This is a genomic window from Nitrospirillum amazonense, assembly GCF_029594735.1.
Taxonomy (GTDB): Bacteria; Pseudomonadota; Alphaproteobacteria; order Azospirillales; family Azospirillaceae; genus Nitrospirillum; species Nitrospirillum amazonense.
Map to the genome: position 1 here is coordinate 1,243,304 of NZ_JARPAF010000001.1, position 23,306 is coordinate 1,266,609.

A 23,306-nucleotide genomic window follows, 5' to 3' on the forward strand; every position below is an offset into this window, starting at 1 on the left:
GCAATTGGCGGCCCCGTCCGTAAAGTGGGACGGGTACCCGCCCTTGAGCCGCAGGCCTGCCCCCCATGATCCAGTCCCTGGTCCGCCACATCCATTACCGTGTGGAGCGCTTCCTGGCGCTGGATAACTGGGGCGAGATCCTGCTGCTGGCCCTATCGCTGGCGGGATTGGCCGTGGCCAACTCCAGCCTGGCGCCAAGCTATTTCCACGCGCTGCACGCGCCGCTGGGCGTCGGCCCCGCCACCCTGTCGGTGGAGCAATGGGTCAATGATCTGCTGATGGCGCTGTTCTTCCTGCTGGTGGGGCTGGAGATCAAGCGGGAGATGGTGGGCGGCGACCTGTCCAGCCCGTCGCAGATCGCCCTGCCCGGCATCGCGGCGTTGGGCGGCGTGCTGTTCCCGGTGCTGATCTACATCGCCCTGAACTGGGGTCACACCGATGCGCTGGCCGGATGGGCCACGCCGGCCGCCACCGACATCGCCTTCGCCCTGGCGGCATTGTCGGCCTTCGGGCGCGGCCTGCCTCGCTCCGCCTTCCTGTTCCTGTCGTCGCTGGCCATCTTCGACGACCTGGCGGCCATCCTGATCATCGCCCTGTTCTACAGCGGCGGCCTGTCCTGGCCGGACCTGGGCCTGGCCGCCCTGGCCCTGGCGGTGCTGATTGGCATGAACCGCTTGGGCGTGCGCCGGCTGGCGCCCTACCTGGTGGTGGGCCTGGCGCTGTGGGTGGCGGTGCTGCGCTCCGGCGTCCACGCCACCATGGCCGGCGTGCTGCTGGCCCTGACCATCCCCCTAGGCAGCGAGGAGGACGAGGCCGCCGGCCGGTCCCCGCTGCACCGGCTGGAGTCGGCCCTGCACCCTCTCGTCTATTTCGGCGTGCTGCCCCTGTTCGGTTTCGCCAACGCCGGCGTCAGCTTCCAGGGCCTGGACTGGTCCAGCCTGCTGGACCCCGTGCCATTGGGCATCGCGCTGGGCCTGTTCCTGGGCAAGCAGCTGGGCGTCTTCGCCTTCACGCTGGGCGCCGTGCGCCTGGGCTTGGCCCAGTTGCCGGCGCAGGTCGGTTGGGGCACCCTCTACGGCATCGCCATGCTGTGCGGCATCGGCTTCACCATGAGCCTGTTCATCGCCGGCCTGGCCTTCCCCGATGCGGGCCTGGCGGGTGAGGCCAAGCTGGGCGTGTTCAGCGGGTCGCTGATCTCGGCCCTGGGCGGCGGGCTGTGGCTGGCCGTGACGCGAGGTCGGAAGTGAGCCCTATTTCGCAGGGGCTTCGAACTAGGCACCGGATGGACGTTCGGCGGGCTTCGGCTGATCCTCGGCAATTCAGCTGCAGATCATGGACGGCGGAACCCGGTGGTCCAGGCTAAACCACAGCATCAGTCCTCGGGACGAACACCTAGGTCACCGGCTCCGCCAACCAGTGAGAGAGGTCAACGCCCAGCACATGCCCCAGCTCCTCCACCGGCGCGCGGTATAAGTTGATAAGGTCGCGCCGGAGCCGGGGCGGTAGCGGTGCCTCCGGCCCCCGAAACACAGCCCGCTGCAAGGCCTCGTCCGACGTGGCATCATAAGCGCGGCCATCAACACCAATGTGGTCACACAATCGGGACAGAAATTCTCGTGGCCGCTCCCGTAGATCGTCAAAGAACACGATCAACAACTGCTCCGCCGGGAAGGCGGAGCGCCAGCGGCCAATCGCTTCCGCGTAGGCGCCTCGGCGCCGAGAACCGGCGGAGCGAAAATGGTCAAGGAACCATTGCTCAGAGGCTTCCTCCAACGTCATTTCGGCACGCAACACGGCCATACGGGCCGCCGACCATGCGCGCTCCACGGGATTACGCAGGACGTAGAACAGGCGCAAATCCGGACATAGGCCGTGCAATTCACGGATGACGTCCGTCGCGATGAAGGAATAGGCAGGGGTGATTTCCCCCTTTCGGATGCCGGGCTGCCGTGGGCCAAATTGGTCCATCCACCAGTCCACTCCCCGGTCCCGCCCAGCGTCCCAGAAATGAACTTCTTTCCCGGCGGGAAAACTGACTTTGGGATGAAGCGACAGATTCTCATAAATCCAGGTTGTCCCCGACTTCTGCGCCCCGATCCCCAGGAAATCCGGCCCCTTCACTGCAACCCGCCCATTCTCCGGAATCCTATTAGAATGATCCTTGCGACCACCGCCCACCTCGCCGCCACAGATCTGACCCTCATGTTCATGTTAATGCCAGAAAACCACTCTGGACCAAAGACACGACGGCAAGGTCGCTTCGCGCCCGGCGCCCCCCCCCCGCACGTTGCGGACACTCGCCCAGCCTTGCCGTTCTAAACGCTTCATGGTATCGAATATTGTGTAATGATATCCCGCATCTGAATATCTTCTATAACTTCTGGCCTTCCCGAAAGACATAAAGAGGCTTTACAGTGAATGTAATATGTTTTTCCGATAAGTTCTGCAATGTTATGCTGATTTTAATACTTGACAGCACTGCTCTGCTTAAGCTTGATTCCGTGTCATTTAACACTCCTCACAGGCTGTTAGTCCCAGCTGAGACTCACTCCGTCCTGATTAATAATACTCCCTTTCATCCATATATCTGTTCCGTCCTGCCATTGACGCAGCAGGAAATCGATGCCGGCCGAGTGGAAATCCACATGACGCGCGATGATGGCCGGACGGAACAACGCGACGCCTGGATCGGCACCATGGCGAGGCCGCCCCAATCATACACGGCTTTCTCCGTGCAGGCGCTTCGCCTCACGGCCGACCATCTCCTCGCCAGGGGGTTACCGCTTTCCCTCGCGCTCTCCCATGTCCATGCCATGGCCGCGGCCGCGCCACTCGACGGTAAGGCGCTGAGCAATGGTGCCGGCATCGACGATCCGATCGCGGCGACAATCGCCCCCCACTTCGACACCATTCTCTATCGGACGGCCTATCCTGACCTTGGTGGGGCCGCCGGTGCGCTGTCTGACACCGCCTTGCTACTACACTATTGCAAAACCGGCTGGCGTGAAGGCCGCAACCCCAGCTCAACCTTCGACAGCCTCTTTTATTTGACATCCAACCCCGACGTGGCGGCCGCAGGCATCAATCCACTCTGGCATTACGTCGTGGCGGGCCGGGCCGAAGGCCGCCGTGCCCAGCCGGAGGATCGGCATGGACAGGCCATCCGGCGAATGCTTCCGGCGTTGCAACGGCGGGACGATGGCGAGCCCCCCCTGGCGATTACCAGGTTATCCCGCACACGCCTGGCGGAGGCCGTGGCCGTTGATATCAGGGCCAGCACCGGCGGGTCGGAGCTTCATGCCTCCATACGCAGCGTTCGGGGCGTGGTCCTCGCCATTAGCCACAGCCTAGACGCCCGCGCCATAGGTGGAAGGGTCATCCTCATCCCTTATGAGCGAAAGCGGTTCAACGCCCTTGGCTACACCTACATCCACATCCAGCCGGGCGTTCCATCCCTGTCGATCGACCGGGAAGGGGTGGCCGGTAGGTTGATTGAGGTAAGCGTGAACGGCATCCAGGCTGGGCTAACGGACTATGACGAGCTTGCCCAGGTCCTCTCGGAAACCTTCAGTGACCGCGCTATAGACCGCGTGTTCACCATCCATGGCTTTCTGGGACATCGGATCGACGGGCTGATCGCCCTACAGCAGGCGGTGCGAGCTGGCCGTAACTGGTTGTGGGTGCACGACTTCTCGTCCATCTGCGCCAACCACCTGCTGTTGCGCAACGACGTCTCGTTTTGCGGAGCGCCACCGCCAGACAGCCCGGCATGCCGCATTTGTCTCCACGGTGAAACGAGGAGTGCCCATTCCCGCCGCCTGGGAAGGCTGTTCGCCGCCATCGATTTGCAAGTGGTCGCGCCATCGCAGTCAGCACTCGACCTGTGGCGGAAGAGCACGCCGCTGCCGACGCTCCCGACAAGAGTCGTCCCGCTGAGCCGCTGGGTCGAGCAGGGTGCGCGCCATCTCCTTGATGACGAAGCCACCCTTGGCCTGCCCGGCGTTCCCGTCCGCGTTGCCTTCGTCGGCACGCCGACCTTCCACGAGGGCTGGGAAATTTTCGAGGAACTGGTCCAGGCGCTTCGTGTCTGCCCCAGCTATCGTCTACACCACATCGCCACGCCGGCCTGCTTCCGGCGCCTTTCCGGCGTAACTGAGGTGCCCGTCGTCGAAATGCAGGATGGCCTTCCCAACATTTCCGACGCCTTGAAGACCCACGGCATAGACTTGGTGCTGGTGCTGACTGTTTCGCCGGAAACCTTTTCCTTCAGCACCCGTGAAGCGCTGGCGGCAGGGGCGGACGTGGTGGCGCTTGATGATAGCGGCGATGCCGCCGCCACGGTCTCGCAGCTGGGCCGTGGGCGGACGTTTGCCACCGACCGAGCGCTTCTAGAATTCTTCACCAGTTTCGACGCTGTCCATTATGTCCGTAGCCGTTTGCGGGAGGGGATCATGACGGGCCGGTTCGTTTATGACGCGGCGATGGCGATCCCCATTCCCGACGAGATGGGGGGCTAAAGCATGTCCAGAGTCCATTGCTTCACCAGCTTTACCTATACCTACCTGTCGAGGGCGCGAGTGCTGGTCCAAACCTTGCGCCAAGTCCATCCCGACTGGACCGTCTGGGCGCTGATCGTCGATGAACTGCCCGACTCCGTATCGGCAGCGGAGGCTCATGCCGGCTTTGACAAGGTGGTCTTCGCGCGCGACCTGGGCATTCCGTCCTTCGACAGCTGGATTTTCCGTCATGACCTGGTGGAGGCCTGCACCGCCGTAAAGGGCAGGATGCTGGCGGAGATGCTGCGCCAAGGGTGCGAAACAGTGGTTTATTGCGACCCCGATATCGCGGTGTTTTCGGCCCTCGATGGGACGCTGGCCCGGCTCGACGGCGGATCGATCCTGCTCACCCCCCACCAGACGGAACCTAATGACACCTTGGCTGTCATCGCCGATAACGAGTTGGGCTCCTTGAAGTTTGGAACCTATAATCTTGGCTTCATAGCGGTTCGCAACGTTGAAGAAGGGCGCCGCTTCGCCGGTTGGTGGGCGGATATGTTGCGACTCGCGTGTTACGACGACCCGGCGAGCGGGTTCTTCACGGACCAGAAATGGTGCGACCTGGTCCCGGCGCTTTTTGACGGCGTGCGCATCGAACGCGATCCGGGCTGCAACGTGGCCAGTTGGAACCTCAGCCGCCGACAACTGCGGATCACTGGCAACGGGGATATCCTGGTCAACGGCAGCCCGTTGAAATTCTATCACTTCACCAAGGTCAATGGCGCCGGCGACGCCATGATCGACCGCTATGCGGGTGCCAACACGCATGTCCACGAAATCTGGCATTGGTACAAGCGCGCCATCGCGGCGCAGGAAATGCCGAGCATTCCTTCCGACTGGTGGGCTTTCGGCCGCTTTGACAACGGCATGCCAGTCTCCAAGCCGATGCGCCTGCCATTTCGGGAGGATCTGGGCCTGATGACCGCTTTTCCCCAGCCGCTGAAAACGGCAGGGGCTTCCTACCTCGACTGGCTGCGCCGGGAAAAACCGGAAATAGTCAGGGAGCAGGCTACCGGCTTCGTCGTATTGGGCATGCATCGCAGTGGAACTTCGGCCCTGGCGGGTTGCCTTGGCGGTCGCGGCGTTTGCGCCGGCGACCGTTTCATCCAGGCCAATGAAGACAATGCCGATGGCTATTGGGAGCACGAGGAACTCGTTGCGATCAACGATTTCGTGCTCTCCGCCGCCGGCACCGATTGGCATACGGTCGACGCCGTGTCAGCCGACCGGATCCGCGAAGGCGGGACGCGCTGGATGGACCGAGCGTCGGCGTTTCTGTCAAATATCTCTGGCGGGAGGTCCCTCTGGTTTATGAAGGATCCCCGGCTGTGCCGAACCCTGCCGTTCTGGCAACCTCTTCTGGATGCGCTTCCGACGCGGGTCTGCTACCTGCACGTCTTGCGCCACCCCGGCCCGGTGGCGCATTCGCTGGCGCGACGGAATAGATTGCTGGCAAGCCACTGCTACCTGCTTTGGGCGCTTTACAATTTGGAGGCGGAGCTGGGAACGCGCGGCCAGCCGCGCGTTTGGCTGGACTTCGACGCCATGGTGGCGGGCGGCGACCAAGTAGTCTTCTCGGCTATCGGGAAGCACTTGCCGGAGAACCACGGCCTGGACCTGGGGCGCGGGTGCGAAAGGAACATCATCCGGCCCGAACTGGTTCACGGCGTTGGTTCGGACGATAGGGACGCCAACAGGCGGGATGCCAACGGGCTGTTCGACATCGCGCGACTGTACGATCTGATGGCCGCGTTGCGTGAAAACGACGGGCAGGCGGCCTTGTTGGCGGAAATCGACGCGTTGCGCGACCAAATCGTCGGACAGGTGCGGGCCTATCGTTCCCTTCTGATCGATCATGAACGTGACGACCTGCGAGCAAGGGCCGACGCGATGGCCATCCAGGCGCAGCAGCGGCTGGAACTTTGGCGGCGGACGGACGAACAGTTGAGGGTGATCACGGAACAGCGGGATCGCGTCCTGCGCCTACTGCGGGAACAAACCACCACGCCGGCGGAACCATGAGGCTCTCCGTCGGGACAGACTTTCCCGGGGAATAGGATCAGACGGACGCGCTGGCCAGCGCCCCCTGGGCCAGCAGCGTGTGCAGCATGGCCTGTAAGTCCAGCTTCGGTTCCACCAGCAGGCCGGCCTCGGCCGCTTGAGTTAGCATGTCGCCATTCAGCAGCGACTGGATGGCGGCGGCAGCCCCGGGCGGTAGCGAGACGCAGACGATGCCGTCGGCCGGGCGCAGCACCAGCACCTCGCCATCCGCGGCGTCCGGTGCCGGCGGCACCCAGGTCTCATCCTCCTGCGCCTGGCGCCACAGGGGCAGCACGTCATGCCCCAGCCACAGCACCCGAGCGGCCGGATGGGGGATGAAGCGCAGCCGGGCATAGTCGCCGGGGGGGAAGGCCGTCAGTTGCTCCACCGTCAAGACGGGGGCGTCGGCGGCGAAGTAGGCCTCCATCACCGCCCATTCCAGGCGCGCCATGTCCGCCGCCCCAGTGTCCAACGGCGCCAGCGCCGCGGGGAAGCCGCCGCCGTAGGCCGCCAGTTGCGGCCGCGTGGGCGGGTGGGCGCGCACAAAATCCAGGGCCGCCGTGCGGAAGGCCGGCACGCCCATCAGCCGCAAGGTGACGGGGAAGGCGGTGGCCAGTGCCTCCGCCAAGGATTGCTGGACGTTGGCGCGATAGATTTTCAGCCGCGCCCCGGCCACCGCGCCGGGGGCGAGGTCTATTCCGGCCCCGCCCTCACCGCCGCCGGCGGCCAACAGGGCCCGCTGCATCTGTTGCTGGAAGGCCTCAAGCATGGGCCGCCACCCCGTCCAGCAACGACTGGGCGTGGGCCGCCTCCCCCAGCAGCACCTCCAGCGGCGGCACGTCCATGTCCCATTCCACCAGCACCGGCAGCGGCCCGGTACGGGACAGCACGCCGGCCAGCAAGTCCCAGACGGTGTCCGACACCCGGCTGCCATGGTCGTCGATCAGCACCACGCCGCCGGCCCCCGCGTCCGGGCCCACCCAGGGGGCGAAGGCCTCGCGCCGATGGCCGGCCACATGAATCTCGCCCACCGCCTCCAACGGGAAATCCGCCAGATAGGCGGCGGCGTCGAAGCCCAGATTGTGGGCGCAGACCACCACGTTGTTCACATCCAGCAGCAGGCCGCAGCCGGTGCGTGCCACCAGATCCGCCAGGAACTGCGGCTCGGGAATGGTCTCCACCCCCGGCGGCAGGATCAGCGGCATGTAGAGGGAGGGATTCTCCACCAGCAGGCGGCGGCCCAGGACATCCTGGGCATGGGCGATGTTGATCGCCACCACGTCCCGCGTCTCCGCCGTCAGCGGCAGGGGCAGCAAATCGTTGAGGTAGGCGCCGCCGGTGCCGGTCCAGGCCAGGTGGTCGGAGATCTGGTCAGGCTGCAGCCGGTCGTACAGCTGACGCAGATTGGCCAAATGATTGGCATCCAGCCCGGCGGCGCTGCCCAGGGACAGCCCGACCCCATGGCAGGACAGGGCGTAGTCGCGGCGGATGGTTTCCAATGCCGCCAAACGCGGCCCACCCGCGACCAGATAGGTTTCGCTGTGCACCTCCACCCAGGCCACGTCCGGCCGCTCCCCGCTCAGGAAAGCCGGGACGTGCGGGTGGCGCAGGCCGATACCGGCGCGGCGCGGCAGGGTAACCGCCGGGGTGGCGCCCGGGGCCGGGGCGGCGGTGTCCATGGGCGCCCTTCTGTCCACGGGGCCGGCCGTTCAGTCTTGCGCCGGCTTCGGCACGGCCGCCTTGGGGGGCTTGCCCACGCCCTTGAATGGTTTCAGCTTGCCGCCCATGGTCTTGCACTCGCCCTTGGCCACGTCGAGGTATTCCTGGCCGTCGTAGTCCACCTTGGACATGGCGCCGCAATCGTGGGTGCCGGCGGCCGACGCGCAGGAATTCTCCCCCGCCTTGGCGACGCCGTAGCACTTTTCCCGCCCCGGGGCCAAGGGGGCGTCGTGCGCCGCCGCGCTGAGCGCCGTCAGGGCGCCGGCCAGGGCCAAGGCTGCGGTCAGGGCGGTGGTTCGGTCGGTCATCAGGCCATCCTTCGGCAAAGACGGGCGCCATCGCGCGCGCCCGGGGCCGCCCCGCTGGGGGCGAGCCCGCAGACCCTACGCCCTTTGGCGCCGCGACAAAACCCCTGCCTTGCGTGTGAAATCGACGCGGTGAGGGCACGATTGGTGCGACGAATGGAACAATGAATTCCAGGTGACCTTGATTGTGGGCGAGGGCGGCGCGACTTAGATTAGGCCCGTACCGCCGGTCACCACCCGTCCCACGGGTGGCGGCCGGCGTTCCCTCCCTCCTCGGCCGTCCGGCCTGCTTCCACAAGGACCATCCCATGAAGCGCATTCCCGCCCTGATGCTGGCCGCCGCCCTGTTGGCCGCCCCCGCCACGGCCCTGGCCCAGGCGACCACCGATCTCAGCAAGGTCGAAGGTGGCCACTTCACCCTGGACAAGAGCCACGCCAAGGTGGTGTTCGCCATCACCCACTTCGGTTTCTCCACCTACTACGGCGCCTTCCCGGATCTGGAAGGCACGCTGGACTTCGACCCCAAGGCGCCGGCCAAGAGCAAGCTGGACGTGACCATCAACGTGAAGGGCCTGGCCACCGCCAACCCGAAGCTGGATGAGCACCTGAACAGCCCGGACTTCTTCGACACCGCCAAGTTCCCGACCGCCACCTTCAAGACCACCAAGATCGAGGTGACCGGCGCCACCACCGGCAAGATCACCGGCGACCTGACCCTGCACGGCGTGACCAAGCCCGTGACCCTGGACGCCAGCTTCCACGGCGGCGGCAGCAACCCGATGACCAAGGCCTATGTCGTCGGCTTCGACGCCAAGGCGCAGGTGAAGCGGTCCGAATTCGGCGTCGACAAGTACGTGCCCTACGTCGGTGACGAAGTCGAACTGCTGATCAGCGGCGAATTCGACCGCGCCCAGTAATAGCGTTACTATCCATCGCGTTATCGGACTGAAGGGGGAGCCGGACCATGACCGTCGCGGCGCGTTACAACAGCGTGGCCATCCTGGTTCATTGGCTGACCGTCATCGCCATCCTTGCCCTGTTGATCATGGGCTGGACGATGACGTCGCTGCCACCCGGCTCCCCCGACCAGTTCAAGCTGTTCCAGTTGCACAAGTCGGTGGGCATCACCGTGCTGGCCCTGACCCTGTTCCGGGCGGCCTGGCGTCTGGCCCATCGGCCCCCACCCCTGCCGGCCCACATGCCGGCGTGGGAGAAGTGGGCCGCCCACCTGGGCCATGCCGGCCTGTACGCCCTGCTGCTGGGCATGCCGCTGACCGGCTGGGCGGTCGTCTCCACCTCGAAATTCAACATCCCGACCGTGCTGTACGGCCTCATCCCCTTCCCCCACATGCCCGTCCTGACCGACCTGGAGAACAAGGCGCCGATCAACGACGTGGTGTCGGAGGCGCACGAGCTGGCCGCCTGGATCCTGGTGGCCCTGGTGGTGGTCCACGCCCTGGCGGCGCTGCGCCACCACTTCCTGGTCAAGGATGATGTGCTGCTGCGTATGGTTCCCCGTTTCGGCCGCCGGGCCTAAGTCCCCGGCCACCCTTTCCAAGACTGAGGATGCCCATCATGAAGTTCCTCGCCCCGCGCGTTGCCACCACCTGGGCCGCCACCGCCCTGGGCGCCCTGCTGCTGGCCGGCCCGGCGTCGGCCGCCGGCTGGACTGTGGACACCGCCCACAGCAAGCTGGGCTTCACCGGCAGCCAGAGCGGCACCGCCTTCAGCGGCCAGTTCACCCGCTGGGATGCCACCATCGATTTCGACCCGGCCAACCCGGCCACCGGCCACGCCACCGTCACCATCGACATGGCCAGCGCCAAGACCGGCGACGTGCAGAAGGACCAGTCCCTGCCCGAGGCCGACTGGTTCAGCACCAAGGCCTTTCCCAAGGCGGTGTTCGAGGCCACGACCTTCCGCGCCAAGGGCGGCAACCAGTATGACGCGGTGGGCACCCTGACCATCCGCGGCATCAAGAAGGACGTGACCCTGCCCTTCACCCTGGACGTGGCCGGCGGCAAGGCCCATGCCGTGGGCAAGCTGGATCTGGTGCGCACCGACTACGGCGTGGGCCAGGGCGCCTGGGGCGACGGCAAGATGGTGGCTCTGGCCGTCAGCGTCACCGTCGATCTGAACGCCACCGCCAAGTAAGCCGTATAAGGGCAGGCGCGTGAACGAGGCGGCCCCGGCGCGATGGCGTCCGGGGCCGTTCGTTTTACAGCGTATGCTACGCGGGGTCGCAGGCCCCGCCGCCGGCCCGTCGATTACCATGGGGGACCGCCGCACCGCATTCCTGGAGGCCGTTCCCGTGACCCCGCGCCCATCCATCCTGACCCCCGTCCTGTCCATCCTGATGCTGGCCGCCCTGCTGTTGCCCGCGCCCGCCGGGGCCGCGACCTGGACCGTGGACAAGGAAGAAAGCGTGCTGGGGTTCATCGGCAAGCAGAGCGGCAAGGAATTCACCGGCCGCTTCGGCCGCTGGAACGCCGCCATCGACTTCGACCCCGCCGACCCCGCCGCCAGCCATGCCAAGGTGACCATCGCCATGGGCAGCGCCACGATCGGCGACGCGGAAAAGGACCAGGCCTTGCCCGGCGAAGACTGGTTCAATATCCAGGCCTTCCCCGACGCGGTGTTCGAGGCCACGACCTTCCGCGCCAAGGGCGGCAACCAGTATGACGCGGTGGGCACCCTGACCATCCGGGGCATCAGGAAGGATGTCGTCCTGCCCTTCACCCTGGACATCACCGATGGCAAAGCCCACGCCGTGGGCCGGCTGGACCTGGTGCGCACCGACTATGACGTCGGCGGACACGGCCTGTTCAGCAAAGGCCGGACGGTGGACCTGAACGTGGCGGTGGTCGTCGATCTCATGGCCACGGCCCAGCCCTGACCACCGCCCATTACCAAAGGGTAGCCCCAGCGACGCATTGGAGGAAGGCCGCTACGGCCATGATGCAGCGCAAAGACTGCGCCATTTCATTGGGTTATCTTTTCCCGGAACGGCCCCGACGGATCCATTGAGAAGAGAGCCCCGCCCCATGCGCGCCCACGACGTGATGACCGAGGATGTCCTGACCCTGGCGCCCGACACGCCGGTCAGCCGCATCGCCACCCTGCTGCTGGACCGGGGCGTCAGCGCCGCGCCGGTGGTGGACGGCCATGGCGGCGTCATCGGCATGGTCAGCGAAGGCGACCTGATCGCCCGGGACGAGGCGGGGGCAGACCATGAGGCGCGGCGCGACTGGTGGCTGGCCCTGGTGGCGGAAGGCGAACAGCTGCCCGCCTACTTGGCAGACACACAAAAACGGGAGCGCACTGCCCGGGACATCATGTCCGCCCCGGTCATCACCGTCGACATCAACACCGACACGGCCGAAATCGCGCGTCTGCTGATGACCCATGGCATCAAGCGCGTGCCCGTGGTGCTGGACGGATCGCTGGTGGGCATCGTGTCACGCGCCGACCTGTTGAAGGTGCTGGCGGCCGAGCCCGCCGAGAAGACTGAGCCCGCGCACCGCCCCGGCCTGTTCCAGCGGTGGGAGAGGAAAGCGCCGCCCGCGCAGGCACCGGTGCGTGAGCCGGCGCATGAACCCCTGTTCCGCGCCGCCGACTTCCGCCACCTGGTGGGCAATTTCCACGACGAGAACGCCCGCCAGCTGGCCGAGCAGCGCAAGGAGGCGCTGGTCCGCCGGCAGGAGAAGGTGCAGGAATTGATCGACCATCATGTGGCCGACCATGGCTGGCACAAGCTGCTGGAGGGCGCGCACGACGCCGCCGCGCGGGGTGAGAAGGAATTCCTACTGCTGCGCTTCCCGGCGGAATTGTGCAGCGACGGCGCCCGCGCCATCAACGCCCCGGAACCGGACTGGCCCCGCACGCTGCGCGGTGAGGCCGCCGAGATCTACCAGCGCTGGCACCATGAGCTGCAGCCGGCGGGCTTCAGCCTGACCGCCCGCGTCCTGGACTTCCCCAACGGCTTCCCCGGCGACGTCGGCCTGTTCCTGGTGTGGGGCGAGGCAGAGGGGTAAAGACATTCAAGCGCCCGATGCGTCGTGCGCCTGTAGCGGCATGAGGTGGAACCTCATGCCGCTGCCCGATCAAATCCCCGACGTGTCCCGCACCGCCCCGCGCGAGGCGGAGGTGGCGAAGTAGGCGTAGGCCTTGAGCGCGCCGGAGACCTGGCGGTCACGGGTGGCGGGCTTCCAGGCCTTGGCACCCTTGGCCTTCATGGCGTCGCGGCGGCGGTCCAGTTCACTGTCCTCCACCTCCAGCCGGATACTGCGGTTGGGGATGTCGATGACGATGCGGTCGCCCTCCTCCACCAGGCCGATGGTGCCGCCCTCGGCCGCCTCGGGCGAGATGTGGCCGATGGACAGGCCGGAGCTGCCGCCGGAGAAGCGGCCGTCGGTCACCAGGGCGCAGACCTTACCCAGGCCCTTGGACTTCAGGTAGCTGGTGGGGTACAGCATCTCCTGCATGCCGGGGCCGCCGCGCGGGCCCTCATAGCGGATCAGCACCACGTCACCCGCCTGCACCCGGTTGCCCAGGATGGCGGAGACGGCATCGTCCTGGCTTTCGAACACGCGGGCCTTGCCGGTGAAGGTCAGGGCCGCGGGGTCCACGCCCGCCGTCTTCACGATGCAGCCGTCGACCGCCAGGTTGCCGTACAGCACGGCCAAGCCGCCGTCCTGGCTGAAGGCGTTCTCCTTGCTGCGGATGACGCCATTCACGCGGTCCCGGTCCAGGCTGGTGTAGCGCGACGCCTGGCTGAAGGCCTGGGTGGTGCGCACGCCGCCGGGCGCGGCCGCGTAGAACTCGGCGATGTCGGCGTCGTTGGCGCGGGTGATGTCCCAGCGGTCCACGGCGGCGCCGATGGTGGGGGCGTGCACGGTGGGCACGTCGCGGTGCAGCAGGCCGGCGCGATCCAGTTCGCCCAGGATGCCCATGATGCCGCCGGCGCGGTGCACATCCTCGATATGGACGGTGGCGGAGGACGGCGCCACCTTGCACAGGTGGGGCACGCGGCGCGACATGCGGTCGATGTCGGCCATGGTGAAATCCACCCCGCCCTCATACGCCGCGGCCAGCAAATGCAGCACTGTGTTGGTGGAGCCGCCCATGGCGATGTCCAGCGCGATGGCGTTCTCGAACCCCTCGAACGTGGCGATGGAGCGCGGCAGGACGCTGGCGTCGTCCTGTTCATACCAGCGCTTGGCGATCTCTACCGCCGTGCGGCCGGCCCGCAGGAACAGGGCCTTGCGGTCGGCGTGGGTGGCCAGCACGGTGCCGTTGCCGGGCAAGCCCAGGCCCAGCGCCTCCACCAGGCAATTCATGGAATTGGCGGTGAACATGCCGGAGCAGGAGCCGCAGGTGGGGCAGGCGTTCTGTTCCAGCGCCTGGACCTCGGCATCGCTGACGCTGTCGTCCGCCGCCGCCACCATGGCGTCGATCAGGTCGACCGAGCGGATCTCGCCATGCACGGGGGCCTTGCCGGCCTCCATCGGGCCGCCGGAGACGAACACGGTGGGGATGTTGAGGCGCAGGGCGGCCATCAGCATGCCGGGCGTGATCTTGTCGCAGTTGGAGATGCAGACCAGGGCGTCGGCGCAATGCGCGTTGACCATGTATTCCACGGCGTCGGCGATGACCTCGCGCGAGGGCAGGCTGTACAGCATGCCGGCGTGCCCCATGGCGATGCCGTCATCCACCGCGATGGTGTTGAATTCCTTGGCCACGCCACCGGCCGCCACCACCTCGCCCGCCACCAGCTGGCCCAGGTCCTTCAGATGCACGTGGCCGGGCACGAACTGGGTGAAGGAATTGGCGATGGCCACGATGGGCTTGCCGAAGTCGGCATCCGTCATACCGGTGGCGCGCCACAGGCCGCGGGCGCCGGCCATGTTGCGGCCATGGGTGGTGGTGCGGGAGCGAAGCTGGGGCACGGAACCAGATCCTGAAAGATTGTTACCTGACTGGGGCCAATTTCTAAAACTATCTGGCCGCAGAGGCAACCTTTCCGGCGTTGGCCTGGGCGATCCCCCGGCATGCCCAGCGCGCGGGTCAGCACAGGGGCCAGCACCTAACCCCGCCGCCAGGCCCGGATGCGTCCGACGTCGATGGCGGCGCGATAGGGGCGGCCGTCGGCGCCCAGGCGGGCGCCCGGCGCCAGGCGCAGTATGTCGCGATGGTAGAAGTCGATGCCGGTGTAGGGGTCGCCCAGAAAGACCTTCCGGCCCTGGTCCAGCACCAGCAGGCTGTCGCAGGATTCTTCCAGCAGCGCGCTGGTGTGGCTGATGATCAGCACGGTGCGGCCCTCGCCGCACAGCTGCTTGATGCGGCGGCGGCATTTGTCCTGGAAGCGTTCATCGCCCACCGCAAGGATCTCGTCCAGCAGCAGCACCTCGTTCCGGATGTGGGATGAGACGGCAAAGGCCAGGCGCATGTACATGCCGATGGAGTAGTGCTTCACCGGCGTGTTCAGGAAGTCGGCGATCTCCGCGAAGTCGATGATCGCGTCCACCACCTCGCGCGCCTCGGCCTGGGTCATGCCCAGGATGGCGCCGCTGAAGTCGATGTTCTCCCGCCCCGTCAGTTCGGGGTGGAAGCCGGACCCGATCTCCAGCAGGGCGCCCACCCGGCCGCGCACCACGGCCTCACCCTTCGTGGGCGCGGTGATGCGCGACAGGATGCGCATCAGCGTGGTCTTGCCCGAGCCGTTGCGGCCGACGATGCCCAGCACGCCGCCCTGGGGAACGGTGAAGCTGAGGTCGTCCAGCGCCCAGAAGCCGGTGGGTTCCGCCCGTCCGCGGCGCCCGGCCAGCAGGTCGTAGATCATGCCTCCCCGCCCGGCGCCGCCATAGCGTTTGGACAGGTGCCGCACCTCCACCGCCGGGGGTGGCAGGGCGTTGGCCAGGCGGTGGGATTCGCGGATTTTGGCGCCGACCGCCCCATCGAACGTGCACAAGGTCATGAGGGGACCCCTTCAGATCAGATCGGCCATGGCCGGTTCCATGCGCCGCACGGTGCGCAGGCCCAGCAGCAGCAGCCCGGCGGCAAGCGCCACCGACAGCAGGGCCGGCACCGGTTCCGGCGCGGGGGTGCCCAGCAGGGCGGTCCGCGCGCCCTCGATCACCGTCACCATGGGGTTCAGGCGATAGACCGCACCCATCACCCCGGGCACCAGGTGGGCGGGATAAATCACCGGGGCCGCCACCATCAGCACCTGGGTGGTCAGCGGCAACAGATGCCCCACGTCGCGAAAGCGCAGCACCAGAGCGGACAGCAACAACGCCGCGCCCGCGCCGGTGACGAGCAGCAGGGCCAGCGGCCCCAGCAGCAGCAACCAGCGCACCTCCGGCCAGATGCGGAAAACGGCCAGCAGCAGCGCCAGGCACACCAGGCCCGCCGCCATATCCACCGCCGCCACCATCAGCGAGGCCAGCGGCATGTGCAGACGGGGGAAGTAGACCTTCGTGACGAAGTGGGCCTGGTGCAGGATGCTGGCGCTGGCGTCCATCAGCGCGCGCGAGAAAAACTGCCACAGCACCAAGCCGGTAAAGGCGAACACGGGATAGGGGGCGTCGCCGCCCGTGGGCACGCCCAGCAGATGGCCGAAAATCCCCCAATAGACCAGCATGAGCAGCAAGGGCTGCAGGATGGCCCAGCCCGCCCCCAGCCAGGTCTGGCGGTACCTGGCCTTAAGGCTGCGCCGCGCCAGCATCAGGGCGATGCGCCGGGTGCGCCAAGCCTCCGCCAGCCAGGGTAGCAGGCCCGGCCCGCGGGGGGTGATCAGCGTCGCGTCGGGCGACAGGGGGGCGGGCGGCAGGGGGGCGGGCGACAGAGGAGCGGGCGGCGGGGGCGTGAAGGAAGCCAGGCTCATGCCCCCGCTCCCGACCGCGCGCGATCCGTGACAGTTATGCCTTTCGACATGGGTGATCCTGGACTTTAGGCGAAGGTGCAAACGTGAGGCTATCACTGCCGAACGGGCCCACGCCTGTCGCGGCAGCCCCCCTGCGAATTGACGCAGCGCCACGGGGCCTACGCCGTCCTTAGGTCCATCGGGATAGGTCGTCCGACCTAGAAGGCGAATTAACTCATTCCATAGGTTTGGGCGCCATCGTGACGCCATTGGTTAATGGGCGGAGCACACAAGGTTCCAGTCATGGCGGACATGGGGGCGAAGGTCACGGGCAAGGGGCTGGCGTGGGCGGTGGTCGCCACCGTCGCATCGTTGCTTCCGGCTTTGGCCGGGGCCGCCTTCCCGCACCGCACTGCCGGTTTCGCGCTGGCGCTGTTCCCACCCTGGACCGACCAGGCCGGCCAATTGCAGGCGCTGGCCCGGGCGGATGTCCTGCTGGTCGATGGCGGGCCGGGACGGTGGGTGGTCAAGGTGGGGAACGGCCCTTTTCCCGGTTTCCTCCTGGACGGAGGCTTGCTGGTGCCGCTCAACGGGTTCCAGGCGTGCGGTATCGCGGCCAAGGCGGCCGCGCCCTTTCGCGGCTGACATGTTTAGCAAGGTCGAGGCGACAAGATGATCAAGATGTCCTTCATCCGGGCCATGGCCCTTCGGGTCTTCGTCGTGTTCCTCTGGGTATGCGCGCCCGTGGCGGCGCTGACCGGCGGCCTGTCCGGCAACGGCTGGATGGGGCCGGGCCTGGCCGCCGCAGCCCTGGCCGCCGTGCTGACGGGCGGCCTGCTGCTGCGCCTGCCGCGGCAGACGCTGGAATACATGACGGCCCTGCTGGCGGTGGCGCAGACCTCCGTCCTGGTCATGGCGGCCTCGGGCGCATGGCAGCTGGACTACCACATGGTCTACTTCGCCGTGCTGGCCATGCTGACGGCCTTCTGCGACTGGCGCATCATCATCCTGGCCGCCGGCGCCACCGCCGTGCATCACCTGACCCTCAGCTTCCTGGTCCCGGCCTGGGTATTCCCCGACAGCGAGGGCGACGTGCGCCGGGTGTTGTTCCATGCCGCCGTCGTTATCATGGAGACCGGCATCCTGGTGTGGCTGGCCTGGAGCCTGGAGCGCCTGTTCGCCGCCATGGACAAGGCCCTGGCCAAGGCCGAAACCGCCGCCGCCGAAACCGAGGCCCTGCGCCAGCAGCAGGAGCAGCAGGCCCAGCAGGCCCGTCAGCAGCGGGTCGCCCTGCGCCTGGCCCTGGCGGACCAGTTCGCCAGCGAGATTGCCGGCCAGACGGACCGCCTGGTCGGGGCCATGACCAACCTGTCCGACAACGCCGGCGCGCTGGACCAGCTGGCCGACAGCGCCCGCAGTTCAGCCACCGGCGCCACCGCCGAGGCGGAAGACGCCATGAGCCACGCCGGCACCGTGGCGGCGGCGGTGGAGGAGATGGCCGCGACCATCGCGGAGATCGTGCGCTCCGTCGAGGACGCCGCCAGCCGCGCCCGTTCGGCCGCCACGCAGGTGGAGGCGGTGGACCGCCAGGTCACGACCCTGGGCGAGGTCGCCACCCGCATCGGCAGCGTGGTGCAGATGATCAGCGACATCGCCGGGCAGACCAACCTGCTGGCGCTGAACGCCACCATCGAGGCGGCACGGGCGGGTGAGGCGGGCAAGGGCTTCGCCGTGGTGGCCAGCGAGGTGAAAAGCCTGGCCAATCAGACGGCCAAGGCCACCGAGGACATCACCCAGCAAATCCAGGAAATCCAGGCCGCCGCCCAGGGCACGGCCAGCGCGGTGGCGGAGATCGCCCAGTCGGTCGCCGCCCTGGACGCCAGCTCTGGTGAGGTCGCCAATGTCATCGGCCAGCAAAGCGCGGCGGTGGACGAGATCTCGCGCAGTATCCAGCTGGTGTCGGACCGCACCCGCCGCCTGGGGGAGGCGGTGGGCGGCATGAGCGACCTGGCGACCCAAGTGGCCAGCCAGGTGACCGCCACCCGCAGCACCGCCGTCCACGCCGACGGTACGGCCAGCGCCATGCGGAGCGGCATCCAGGGCTTCCTGACCCGCCTGCGGGAGAACGCCTGACGCCTTTGGACACAGCCCGGTCATCCATGGCCGCAGCCGGTCATTGCGTCACGACCGGCCACGGTCCCGGCGGGTCTTCAGTGCGCGCCGCCGGCGTCCGCCCCGGAAGCGGCCTTCTTCAGGAACAGGATGGCGACGGCCGAGAGGGCCATGGCGCTGCCCAGGAAGAAGAAGGCGTCGCTGTAGGCCATCAGCCAAGCCTGGGCGCGAACCCCTGCATCCACCTCCGCCACCGCCTGGCGCCAGGCGGTGAGGGCGTCGGGCACGCCGTGTTCCATGAACTTCCGCTGCAGCATGGCCAGGTGCTGGCGGGTGCTTTCCCCGAACAGGCTGACCTGCCCCGTCATGACGTTGGAATGGAACTGTTCACGCTTGGTCAGCCAGGTCTGGGTCAGCGCGATGCCGACGGCGCCGCCCAGGTTGCGCATCATGTTGAACAGACCGGAGGCGGAGCCCGCATTCTCCTTCTCGATGCCGCCGGTGGCCAGCACCGACAGCGGCGTCATGACCAGGGCCTGGCCGAAGGCGCGCACGATGTTGGGCCAGAACAGCTGGTCCGATGCGCTGCCCAGCCACAGGTGGATGTTCATGAAGTTGCTGCCGGCGAAGACCGCCGCCCCCACCAGGGCCAGCCAGCGGGCGTCAAATCGTTTCATCAGCATCGGCACCAGGGGGATCAGCACCAGTTGCGGCAGGCCCACCCAGGCCATGACGGACCCGATCTGCTGGGCGTTGTAGCCCTGGATTTGGCCGAGGTAGCGCGGCAGCAGGTAGGAAGAGGCATAGAGCACCACGCCCAGCAGCACGTTGGCGACGATGCCCAGGCCGAAATTACGCCGCGCCAGCAGGCGCAGGTTTAGCAGAGGCTTGGCCACCTTGAGCTCGATGACCAGGAACGCGCCCAGCGCCACGGCGGCGATGACGGCCAGCCGCACGATGTAGGCGGAACCGAACCAGTCGTCCTTGTTGCCTTCCTCCAGCACCGTCTGTAGGCAGGCCAGACCCACCGCCATGGTAGCAATGCCCCACCAGTCACCCTGGCGCAGCAGGTTCAGGCGCAAGGGCGCCCGCTCCAGCGAGGCCCACAGGGCCGCCACCATGAACACGCCCGGCACCAGGTTGATGTAGAATATGTACTTCCAGCCGTAGGTCTCGGTCAGGTAGCCACCGATGGTGGGACCGATGGCGGGTGCGAAGGTGGCGGTCAGGGCGAACAGGGCCAGGCCCAGCGGATGCCGCGACTTGGGCAATAGGGTTATGATCAGCGTGAAAGCCATCGGGATGAGCACGCCGCCGCAGAAGCCCTGGATGGCGCGTAGCACGATCATCTGCTGCAGGTTCTGGGCGAAGGCGCAGGCGACGGAAAACAGCAGGAACAGCACCGTGTTGGTGATCAGGTAACGGCGCACGCTGAACACCTGGCTCATGAAGCCGGACAGCGGGATGACGATGATCTCGCCGATCAGGTAGGCGGTGGCGATCCAGCCGCCATCGTCCACGCCAGCGCCGATACCGCCCTGGATGTCGGCCAGGGAGGCATTGACGATCTGAATGTTCAGCACCGCCATGAACGCGCCCAGCACCGACCCCAGCACGGCCAGCCAGGTCTTGAACGGCACATGGTCGGCGGCGGGGATGGAGGGCGCGGCCCGGCCCCCGTCGTGGGGGGCCGGGCCGCTGGCCGGCGGCAGGGTGCGGGGGAGGGTGCCGCCGGCGGTCAGGATGGTGCTGCTGTCGAGGGGAGCCATGGCTTGGAGCCTTCAGCGATCCGGTGCGGCCCTCAGCGGGCCATGGGGTAGAGGCCTGAGGTGGACGTCGCCAGCTGCGGCGCCTGGGCCGCGTGGGCGGGCTGCACCCGGGTATCGATCACCGGCTCGGCCGACATGCCGGGGCGCAACAGGCCCGCCAGGGGCTGGCCTTCGTCCAGCACGATCTTGATGGGGATGCGCTGCACGATCTTGGTGAAGTTGCCGGTGGCGTTGTCCGGCGGCAGCAGGGCGAAACTGGTGCCGCTGGCAGGCGACAGGCTGTCCACCCGGCCCTTCAGGGTGGTGCCGGGAAAGCTGTCCACCGTCACCTGCACCGGCTGGCCGGGACGCACCTCGGTCAGCTGGGTCTCCTTGAAATTGGCCAGCACATAAACCTGGGACAGGGGCACCACGGCCATCAGTTGGGTGCCGGCCTGCACCAATTGGCCGACCCGCAGGGTGCGGGCACCCACCGTGCCGTCGATGGGGGCGGCGATGGTCGTGTAGGACAGGTTGAGCGCCGCCTGGCGGGCGACGGCCTGGGCGCGATCCAGCACGGTCGCGGCCTTGGCCTCGGCGGTGGCCAGCACGTCGACCTGCTTCTGCGCCGCCACCAGGGCCGCCTGGTCGCGCTGCAAGGTCGACGCCTTGTCCGTCACCGCCGCCTCGGTCTGCTGCGCGCGCTGCACCGTACCGAATCCGGTCTTCATCAGGTCGCGATAGCGGTCGCGGTCCTGGCGGGCGAAGGTCAGGTTGGCCTGGTCGGCGGCCAGCGCCGCCTGGGCCTGGGCCACCACGGCCTGCTGCTGCGTGCGCTGGGCCTGGATGTTGCGGATATCGGCCTCGGCCGTGGCCACGTCGGCCTTGGCCTGGTCCAACGCCGTGCGGAAGTCGCGGTCATCGATGCGGGCCAGCACCTGGCCGGCCTTCACCGGCTGGTTGTCCTCCACCAGCACTTCCGCGATATAGCCCGACACCTTGGGCGCCACCGTCGTGTAATCGGCCTGGACATAGGCGTCGTCGGTCGATTCGAGGAAGCGCCCCGTCTTCCAATAGTAATTCCCGCCGACGGCGGCCCCACCCAAAAGCGCTATGGCCGCGACGGCACCGGCCAATACTTTAACGGAAGACTTCTTTACAACCCCGCTCACCGCTACTCTCCTTGCATCTGATCCCGCAGGGACGACCGGGGGCGTTCCGGCCCAAGGAAGGATGGGCCGGGAGTGGAACCGGATGTCGGCGGGAAGGACCATTTCGCTATGGTCCGTTTCGTAACGGTAAGGTAGTGTGAAACCGGTGTGAGGAGCACTGCGACAAACGAAACGCTGTGTAGCGTTTCATATCCATGGCCGTGCGACGCGCATCACAGACCGGCCCCGGTCAACCAGGGGCCGGCTTAATAATCGGGGCTTCATTTTGAGCGAGGAGAGAGGGTGACGGATAAAGCCATGCGGGGGCCTGGACGGCCCCGGTCAGACCAGGCCCGGGACGCCATCCTGGACGCCGCCTTCCAGTTGCTGGAGGAAAACGGCCTGGAACGCTTCACCATTGAGGGAGTGGCCGCCCGTTCGGGCACGGCGAAGACGACCATCTACCGCTGGTGGCCGGGCAAGGGCGCCCTGGCCATGGAGGCGCTGCTGGCCCATGCGGAGCTGACGGTGCCGATTCCGCACACGGCGTCGGCCGTGTCCGACCTGCGCACCGTGCTGGACGGCATCGCCCGCAGCTTCGCCGGCGCCACCGGCCGGGTGGTGGCCAGCATCGTGCTGGCGGGGCAGAACGACCCGCCGACGCTGAAGGTCTATCATGAGAAGGTGGTGGAGCCGCGGCGCCAGCGCCTGCGCGACATCATCGAGCGGGGCAAGCGCAATGGGGAGTTCCGCCCCGACCTGCACGTGGAAACCCTGGTGGAGGCGATGTACGGCGCCCTCTATACGCGCCTGCTGATCCGTTTCAGCCCGCTGGACGAGCCGGGGTGGATGGACCGGCACATCAACCAGCTGCTGGAAGGCGCCCTGCCCCGGCCGCTGTGCGGCCAGGCGGCCAAATAGAAAAAGGGCCCGGGAGTCGGGGGACTCCCGGGCCTTATCCATATCTTTCGGAACTTGGGTCTTTTGGACCCGGCCGGCCTTAGGCGGCCAGCGCCGTGGGTTTGCTTTGCATGGCGATGGCCGGGCGGCGGTCCCGCCCCTTGGCCTGGTCGCGCAAAGCCACCAGGGCGCGAGCCCAGTCGCCCAGTTCATCCCCCCGGGCGGCGGCGGCCATAACGGCGCGCAGATCGTCGTTTCCGGCCCCGGCCCAGCGGGCCAAGGGGCGGCGCAGCAGCGCCAGCAGGAACAGGGCGCTCATCATCATGGCCGCGGCCGTACCCAGCACGCCACCCCAGGCCGTCAGGCGGATGGTGCGCGCCTGCAGGCGGCCGGCGTCGGCCGCCAAGCCGTCCAGGACCTGGCCCTGGGTCTCGATGAAGGCCCGGGCCAGGCCGGCGGCCTGGGCGTCCAGCGGGCCCACGGTGGTGCGCAGGCGGGTCAAGGCACCGGCCTCGTCACCGCCGCGCACGGCCGTCACCATGGCCGTCATTTCCGTCAGGGCCTGGGCCTGCGGCGCCAGGAAGGCCGCGTCGGCGGCCCGGTCGCGCAGGCCGGCGACCAGCAGCCCCATCTCCGTCAGCCGCGCGGATGCGCGCTCGACAAAGGTACCGCGATCGGCCGCCGGTTCCAGCAGGGTGTTCAGCGCGTCGCGCTGCACGGCGCGGCTGATGGCCCGCACGTCCGTGGCCTGCACCAGCGTGGTCCGCGCCTGGTCCAGCGACTGGGCAACCCGCGCCACCCGGTCCTGGCCCACCTGGCCAGCGGCCACCAGCACGCCGCCCAGGGCGGCAACACCAATGACAGGCAACAAAAACTGGACCTTCACGCGCATCTCTCAAATCCCCCGGATC

At 67.4% G+C, this 23,306-nt stretch carries 21 protein-coding genes; 11 read left to right on the forward strand and 10 right to left on the reverse strand.

Annotated elements, in window-relative coordinates:
- Positions 1-65 precede the first annotated feature (65 nt).
- Positions 66-1,247, forward strand: coding sequence for a Na+/H+ antiporter NhaA (gene nhaA / locus P5F91_RS05015; protein ID WP_145612398.1), 1,182 nt, complete (start codon positions 66-68; stop codon positions 1,245-1,247).
- Between the two features lie 145 nt (positions 1,248-1,392).
- Here the strand turns inward: nhaA and P5F91_RS05020 are convergent, their stop codons facing one another.
- On the reverse strand, positions 1,393-2,121 hold the full coding sequence (locus tag P5F91_RS05020) for a sulfotransferase domain-containing protein (protein WP_186454865.1): 729 nt from the start codon (positions 2,119-2,121) through the stop codon (positions 1,393-1,395).
- A gap of 524 nt (positions 2,122-2,645) precedes the next feature.
- Here P5F91_RS05020 and P5F91_RS05025 point away from each other — a divergent pair.
- Both P5F91_RS05025 and P5F91_RS05030 read left to right on the forward strand, forming a co-directional pair.
- A complete protein-coding gene (locus P5F91_RS05025; protein ID WP_186454866.1) occupies positions 2,646-4,517 on the forward strand; it encodes a glycosyltransferase family protein in 1,872 nt (623 codons plus the stop codon).
- A gap of 3 nt (positions 4,518-4,520) precedes the next feature.
- A complete protein-coding gene (locus P5F91_RS05030; RefSeq protein ID WP_186454867.1) occupies positions 4,521-6,578 on the forward strand; it encodes a hypothetical protein in 2,058 nt (685 codons plus the stop codon).
- 37 nt (positions 6,579-6,615) lie between these two features.
- Here the strand turns inward: P5F91_RS05030 and P5F91_RS05035 are convergent, their stop codons facing one another.
- From P5F91_RS05035 to P5F91_RS05045, 3 genes are read right to left on the reverse strand one after another with little or no spacing between them, the layout of a single operon-like run.
- Positions 6,616-7,365, reverse strand: a complete 750-nt coding sequence (locus tag P5F91_RS05035; protein ID WP_145612400.1) for an HvfC/BufC N-terminal domain-containing protein — start codon at positions 7,363-7,365, stop codon at positions 6,616-6,618.
- The gene (gene bufB / locus P5F91_RS05040) at positions 7,358-8,275 is read right to left on the reverse strand and encodes an MNIO family bufferin maturase (protein ID WP_145612401.1); all 918 of its coding nucleotides are present in this window, start codon (positions 8,273-8,275) and stop codon (positions 7,358-7,360) included. The genes P5F91_RS05035 and bufB overlap by 8 nt, the downstream gene beginning before the upstream one ends.
- 30 nt (positions 8,276-8,305) lie before the next feature.
- Complete coding sequence (locus P5F91_RS05045; protein ID WP_186454868.1) at positions 8,306-8,623, reverse strand: BufA1 family periplasmic bufferin-type metallophore; 318 nt, start codon at positions 8,621-8,623, stop codon at positions 8,306-8,308.
- Between the two features lie 305 nt (positions 8,624-8,928).
- Between P5F91_RS05045 and P5F91_RS05050 the strand changes: the two genes are divergently transcribed.
- The 5 genes from P5F91_RS05050 (at position 8,929) to P5F91_RS05070 (ending at position 12,654) form a co-directional block, all read left to right on the forward strand.
- A complete protein-coding gene (locus P5F91_RS05050) occupies positions 8,929-9,537 on the forward strand; it encodes a YceI family protein (RefSeq protein ID WP_040843798.1) in 609 nt (202 codons plus the stop codon).
- A 47-nt stretch (positions 9,538-9,584) separates the two neighbouring features.
- A complete protein-coding gene (locus P5F91_RS05055) occupies positions 9,585-10,157 on the forward strand; it encodes a cytochrome b (RefSeq protein ID WP_277906694.1) in 573 nt (190 codons plus the stop codon).
- 38 nt (positions 10,158-10,195) lie between these two features.
- Complete coding sequence (locus P5F91_RS05060; RefSeq protein WP_277906695.1) at positions 10,196-10,774, forward strand: YceI family protein; 579 nt, start codon at positions 10,196-10,198, stop codon at positions 10,772-10,774.
- Between the two features lie 157 nt (positions 10,775-10,931).
- Positions 10,932-11,516, forward strand: coding sequence for a YceI family protein (locus P5F91_RS05065; protein ID WP_145612404.1), 585 nt, complete (start codon positions 10,932-10,934; stop codon positions 11,514-11,516).
- 148 nt (positions 11,517-11,664) lie between these two features.
- A complete protein-coding gene (locus tag P5F91_RS05070; RefSeq protein ID WP_145612405.1) occupies positions 11,665-12,654 on the forward strand; it encodes a CBS domain-containing protein in 990 nt (329 codons plus the stop codon).
- A gap of 69 nt (positions 12,655-12,723) precedes the next feature.
- Here P5F91_RS05070 and ilvD read toward each other — a convergent pair whose 3' ends face one another.
- The 3 genes from ilvD to P5F91_RS05085 form a co-directional block, all read right to left on the reverse strand.
- Entirely contained in the window at positions 12,724-14,568 is a 1,845-nt protein-coding gene (gene ilvD, locus P5F91_RS05075; protein ID WP_145612406.1) for a dihydroxy-acid dehydratase, read from the reverse strand.
- A gap of 137 nt (positions 14,569-14,705) precedes the next feature.
- Entirely contained in the window at positions 14,706-15,596 is an 891-nt protein-coding gene (locus tag P5F91_RS05080; protein ID WP_277906696.1) for an ABC transporter ATP-binding protein, read from the reverse strand.
- A 12-nt stretch (positions 15,597-15,608) separates the two neighbouring features.
- Complete coding sequence (locus P5F91_RS05085) at positions 15,609-16,505, reverse strand: ABC transporter permease (RefSeq protein ID WP_277906697.1); 897 nt, start codon at positions 16,503-16,505, stop codon at positions 15,609-15,611.
- Between the two features lie 282 nt (positions 16,506-16,787).
- Here P5F91_RS05085 and P5F91_RS05090 point away from each other — a divergent pair, with 282 nt between their 5' ends.
- Both P5F91_RS05090 and P5F91_RS05095 read left to right on the forward strand, forming a co-directional pair.
- Complete coding sequence (locus P5F91_RS05090; RefSeq protein WP_277906698.1) at positions 16,788-17,129, forward strand: hypothetical protein; 342 nt, start codon at positions 16,788-16,790, stop codon at positions 17,127-17,129.
- 27 nt (positions 17,130-17,156) lie between these two features.
- Positions 17,157-18,617: a methyl-accepting chemotaxis protein gene (locus P5F91_RS05095; protein ID WP_186454869.1), complete on the forward strand. Its 1,461-nt coding sequence runs from the start codon at positions 17,157-17,159 to the stop codon at positions 18,615-18,617.
- Positions 18,618-18,694: 77 nt separating this feature from the next.
- On the opposite strand, the gene P5F91_RS05100 is transcribed toward P5F91_RS05095, so the two are convergent.
- A complete protein-coding gene (locus P5F91_RS05100; protein WP_246134509.1) occupies positions 18,695-20,365 on the reverse strand; it encodes an MDR family MFS transporter in 1,671 nt (556 codons plus the stop codon).
- Between the two features lie 32 nt (positions 20,366-20,397).
- A complete protein-coding gene (locus P5F91_RS05105; RefSeq protein ID WP_277906699.1) occupies positions 20,398-21,516 on the reverse strand; it encodes an HlyD family secretion protein in 1,119 nt (372 codons plus the stop codon).
- A gap of 282 nt (positions 21,517-21,798) precedes the next feature.
- Between P5F91_RS05105 and P5F91_RS05110 the strand changes: the two genes are divergently transcribed.
- A complete protein-coding gene (locus tag P5F91_RS05110) occupies positions 21,799-22,416 on the forward strand; it encodes a TetR/AcrR family transcriptional regulator (RefSeq protein WP_145612409.1) in 618 nt (205 codons plus the stop codon).
- Between the two features lie 79 nt (positions 22,417-22,495).
- Here the strand turns inward: P5F91_RS05110 and P5F91_RS05115 are convergent, their stop codons facing one another.
- Positions 22,496-23,287 carry a hypothetical protein gene (locus tag P5F91_RS05115; protein WP_277906700.1) on the reverse strand — a complete coding sequence of 264 codons (792 nt, stop codon included), beginning with the start codon at positions 23,285-23,287 and terminating at the stop codon, positions 22,496-22,498.
- Positions 23,288-23,306 lie beyond the last annotated feature (19 nt).

Excerpts from the sequence above, each read along its gene's own strand:
- nhaA (WP_145612398.1), top strand. The coding sequence starts at position 66 with ATGATCCAGTCCCTGGTCCGCCACATCCATTACCGTGTGGAGCGCTTC.
- P5F91_RS05025 (WP_186454866.1), top strand. The coding sequence starts at position 2,646 with ATGACGCGCGATGATGGCCGGACGGAACAACGCGACGCCTGGATCGGC.
- P5F91_RS05030 (WP_186454867.1), top strand. The coding sequence starts at position 4,521 with ATGTCCAGAGTCCATTGCTTCACCAGCTTTACCTATACCTACCTGTCG.
- P5F91_RS05035 (WP_145612400.1), bottom strand. The coding sequence starts at position 7,365 with ATGCTTGAGGCCTTCCAGCAACAGATGCAGCGGGCCCTGTTGGCCGCC.
- bufB (WP_145612401.1), bottom strand. The coding sequence starts at position 8,275 with ATGGACACCGCCGCCCCGGCCCCGGGCGCCACCCCGGCGGTTACCCTG.
- P5F91_RS05045 (WP_186454868.1), bottom strand. The coding sequence starts at position 8,623 with ATGACCGACCGAACCACCGCCCTGACCGCAGCCTTGGCCCTGGCCGGC.
- P5F91_RS05050 (WP_040843798.1), top strand. The coding sequence starts at position 8,929 with ATGAAGCGCATTCCCGCCCTGATGCTGGCCGCCGCCCTGTTGGCCGCC.
- P5F91_RS05055 (WP_277906694.1), top strand. The coding sequence starts at position 9,585 with ATGACCGTCGCGGCGCGTTACAACAGCGTGGCCATCCTGGTTCATTGG.
- P5F91_RS05060 (WP_277906695.1), top strand. The coding sequence starts at position 10,196 with ATGAAGTTCCTCGCCCCGCGCGTTGCCACCACCTGGGCCGCCACCGCC.
- P5F91_RS05070 (WP_145612405.1), top strand. The coding sequence starts at position 11,665 with ATGCGCGCCCACGACGTGATGACCGAGGATGTCCTGACCCTGGCGCCC.
- P5F91_RS05080 (WP_277906696.1), bottom strand. The coding sequence starts at position 15,596 with ATGACCTTGTGCACGTTCGATGGGGCGGTCGGCGCCAAAATCCGCGAA.
- P5F91_RS05085 (WP_277906697.1), bottom strand. The coding sequence starts at position 16,505 with ATGAGCCTGGCTTCCTTCACGCCCCCGCCGCCCGCTCCTCTGTCGCCC.
- P5F91_RS05090 (WP_277906698.1), top strand. The coding sequence starts at position 16,788 with ATGGCGGACATGGGGGCGAAGGTCACGGGCAAGGGGCTGGCGTGGGCG.
- P5F91_RS05095 (WP_186454869.1), top strand. The coding sequence starts at position 17,157 with ATGATCAAGATGTCCTTCATCCGGGCCATGGCCCTTCGGGTCTTCGTC.
- P5F91_RS05100 (WP_246134509.1), bottom strand. The coding sequence starts at position 20,365 with ATGGCTCCCCTCGACAGCAGCACCATCCTGACCGCCGGCGGCACCCTC.
- P5F91_RS05115 (WP_277906700.1), bottom strand. The coding sequence starts at position 23,287 with ATGCGCGTGAAGGTCCAGTTTTTGTTGCCTGTCATTGGTGTTGCCGCC.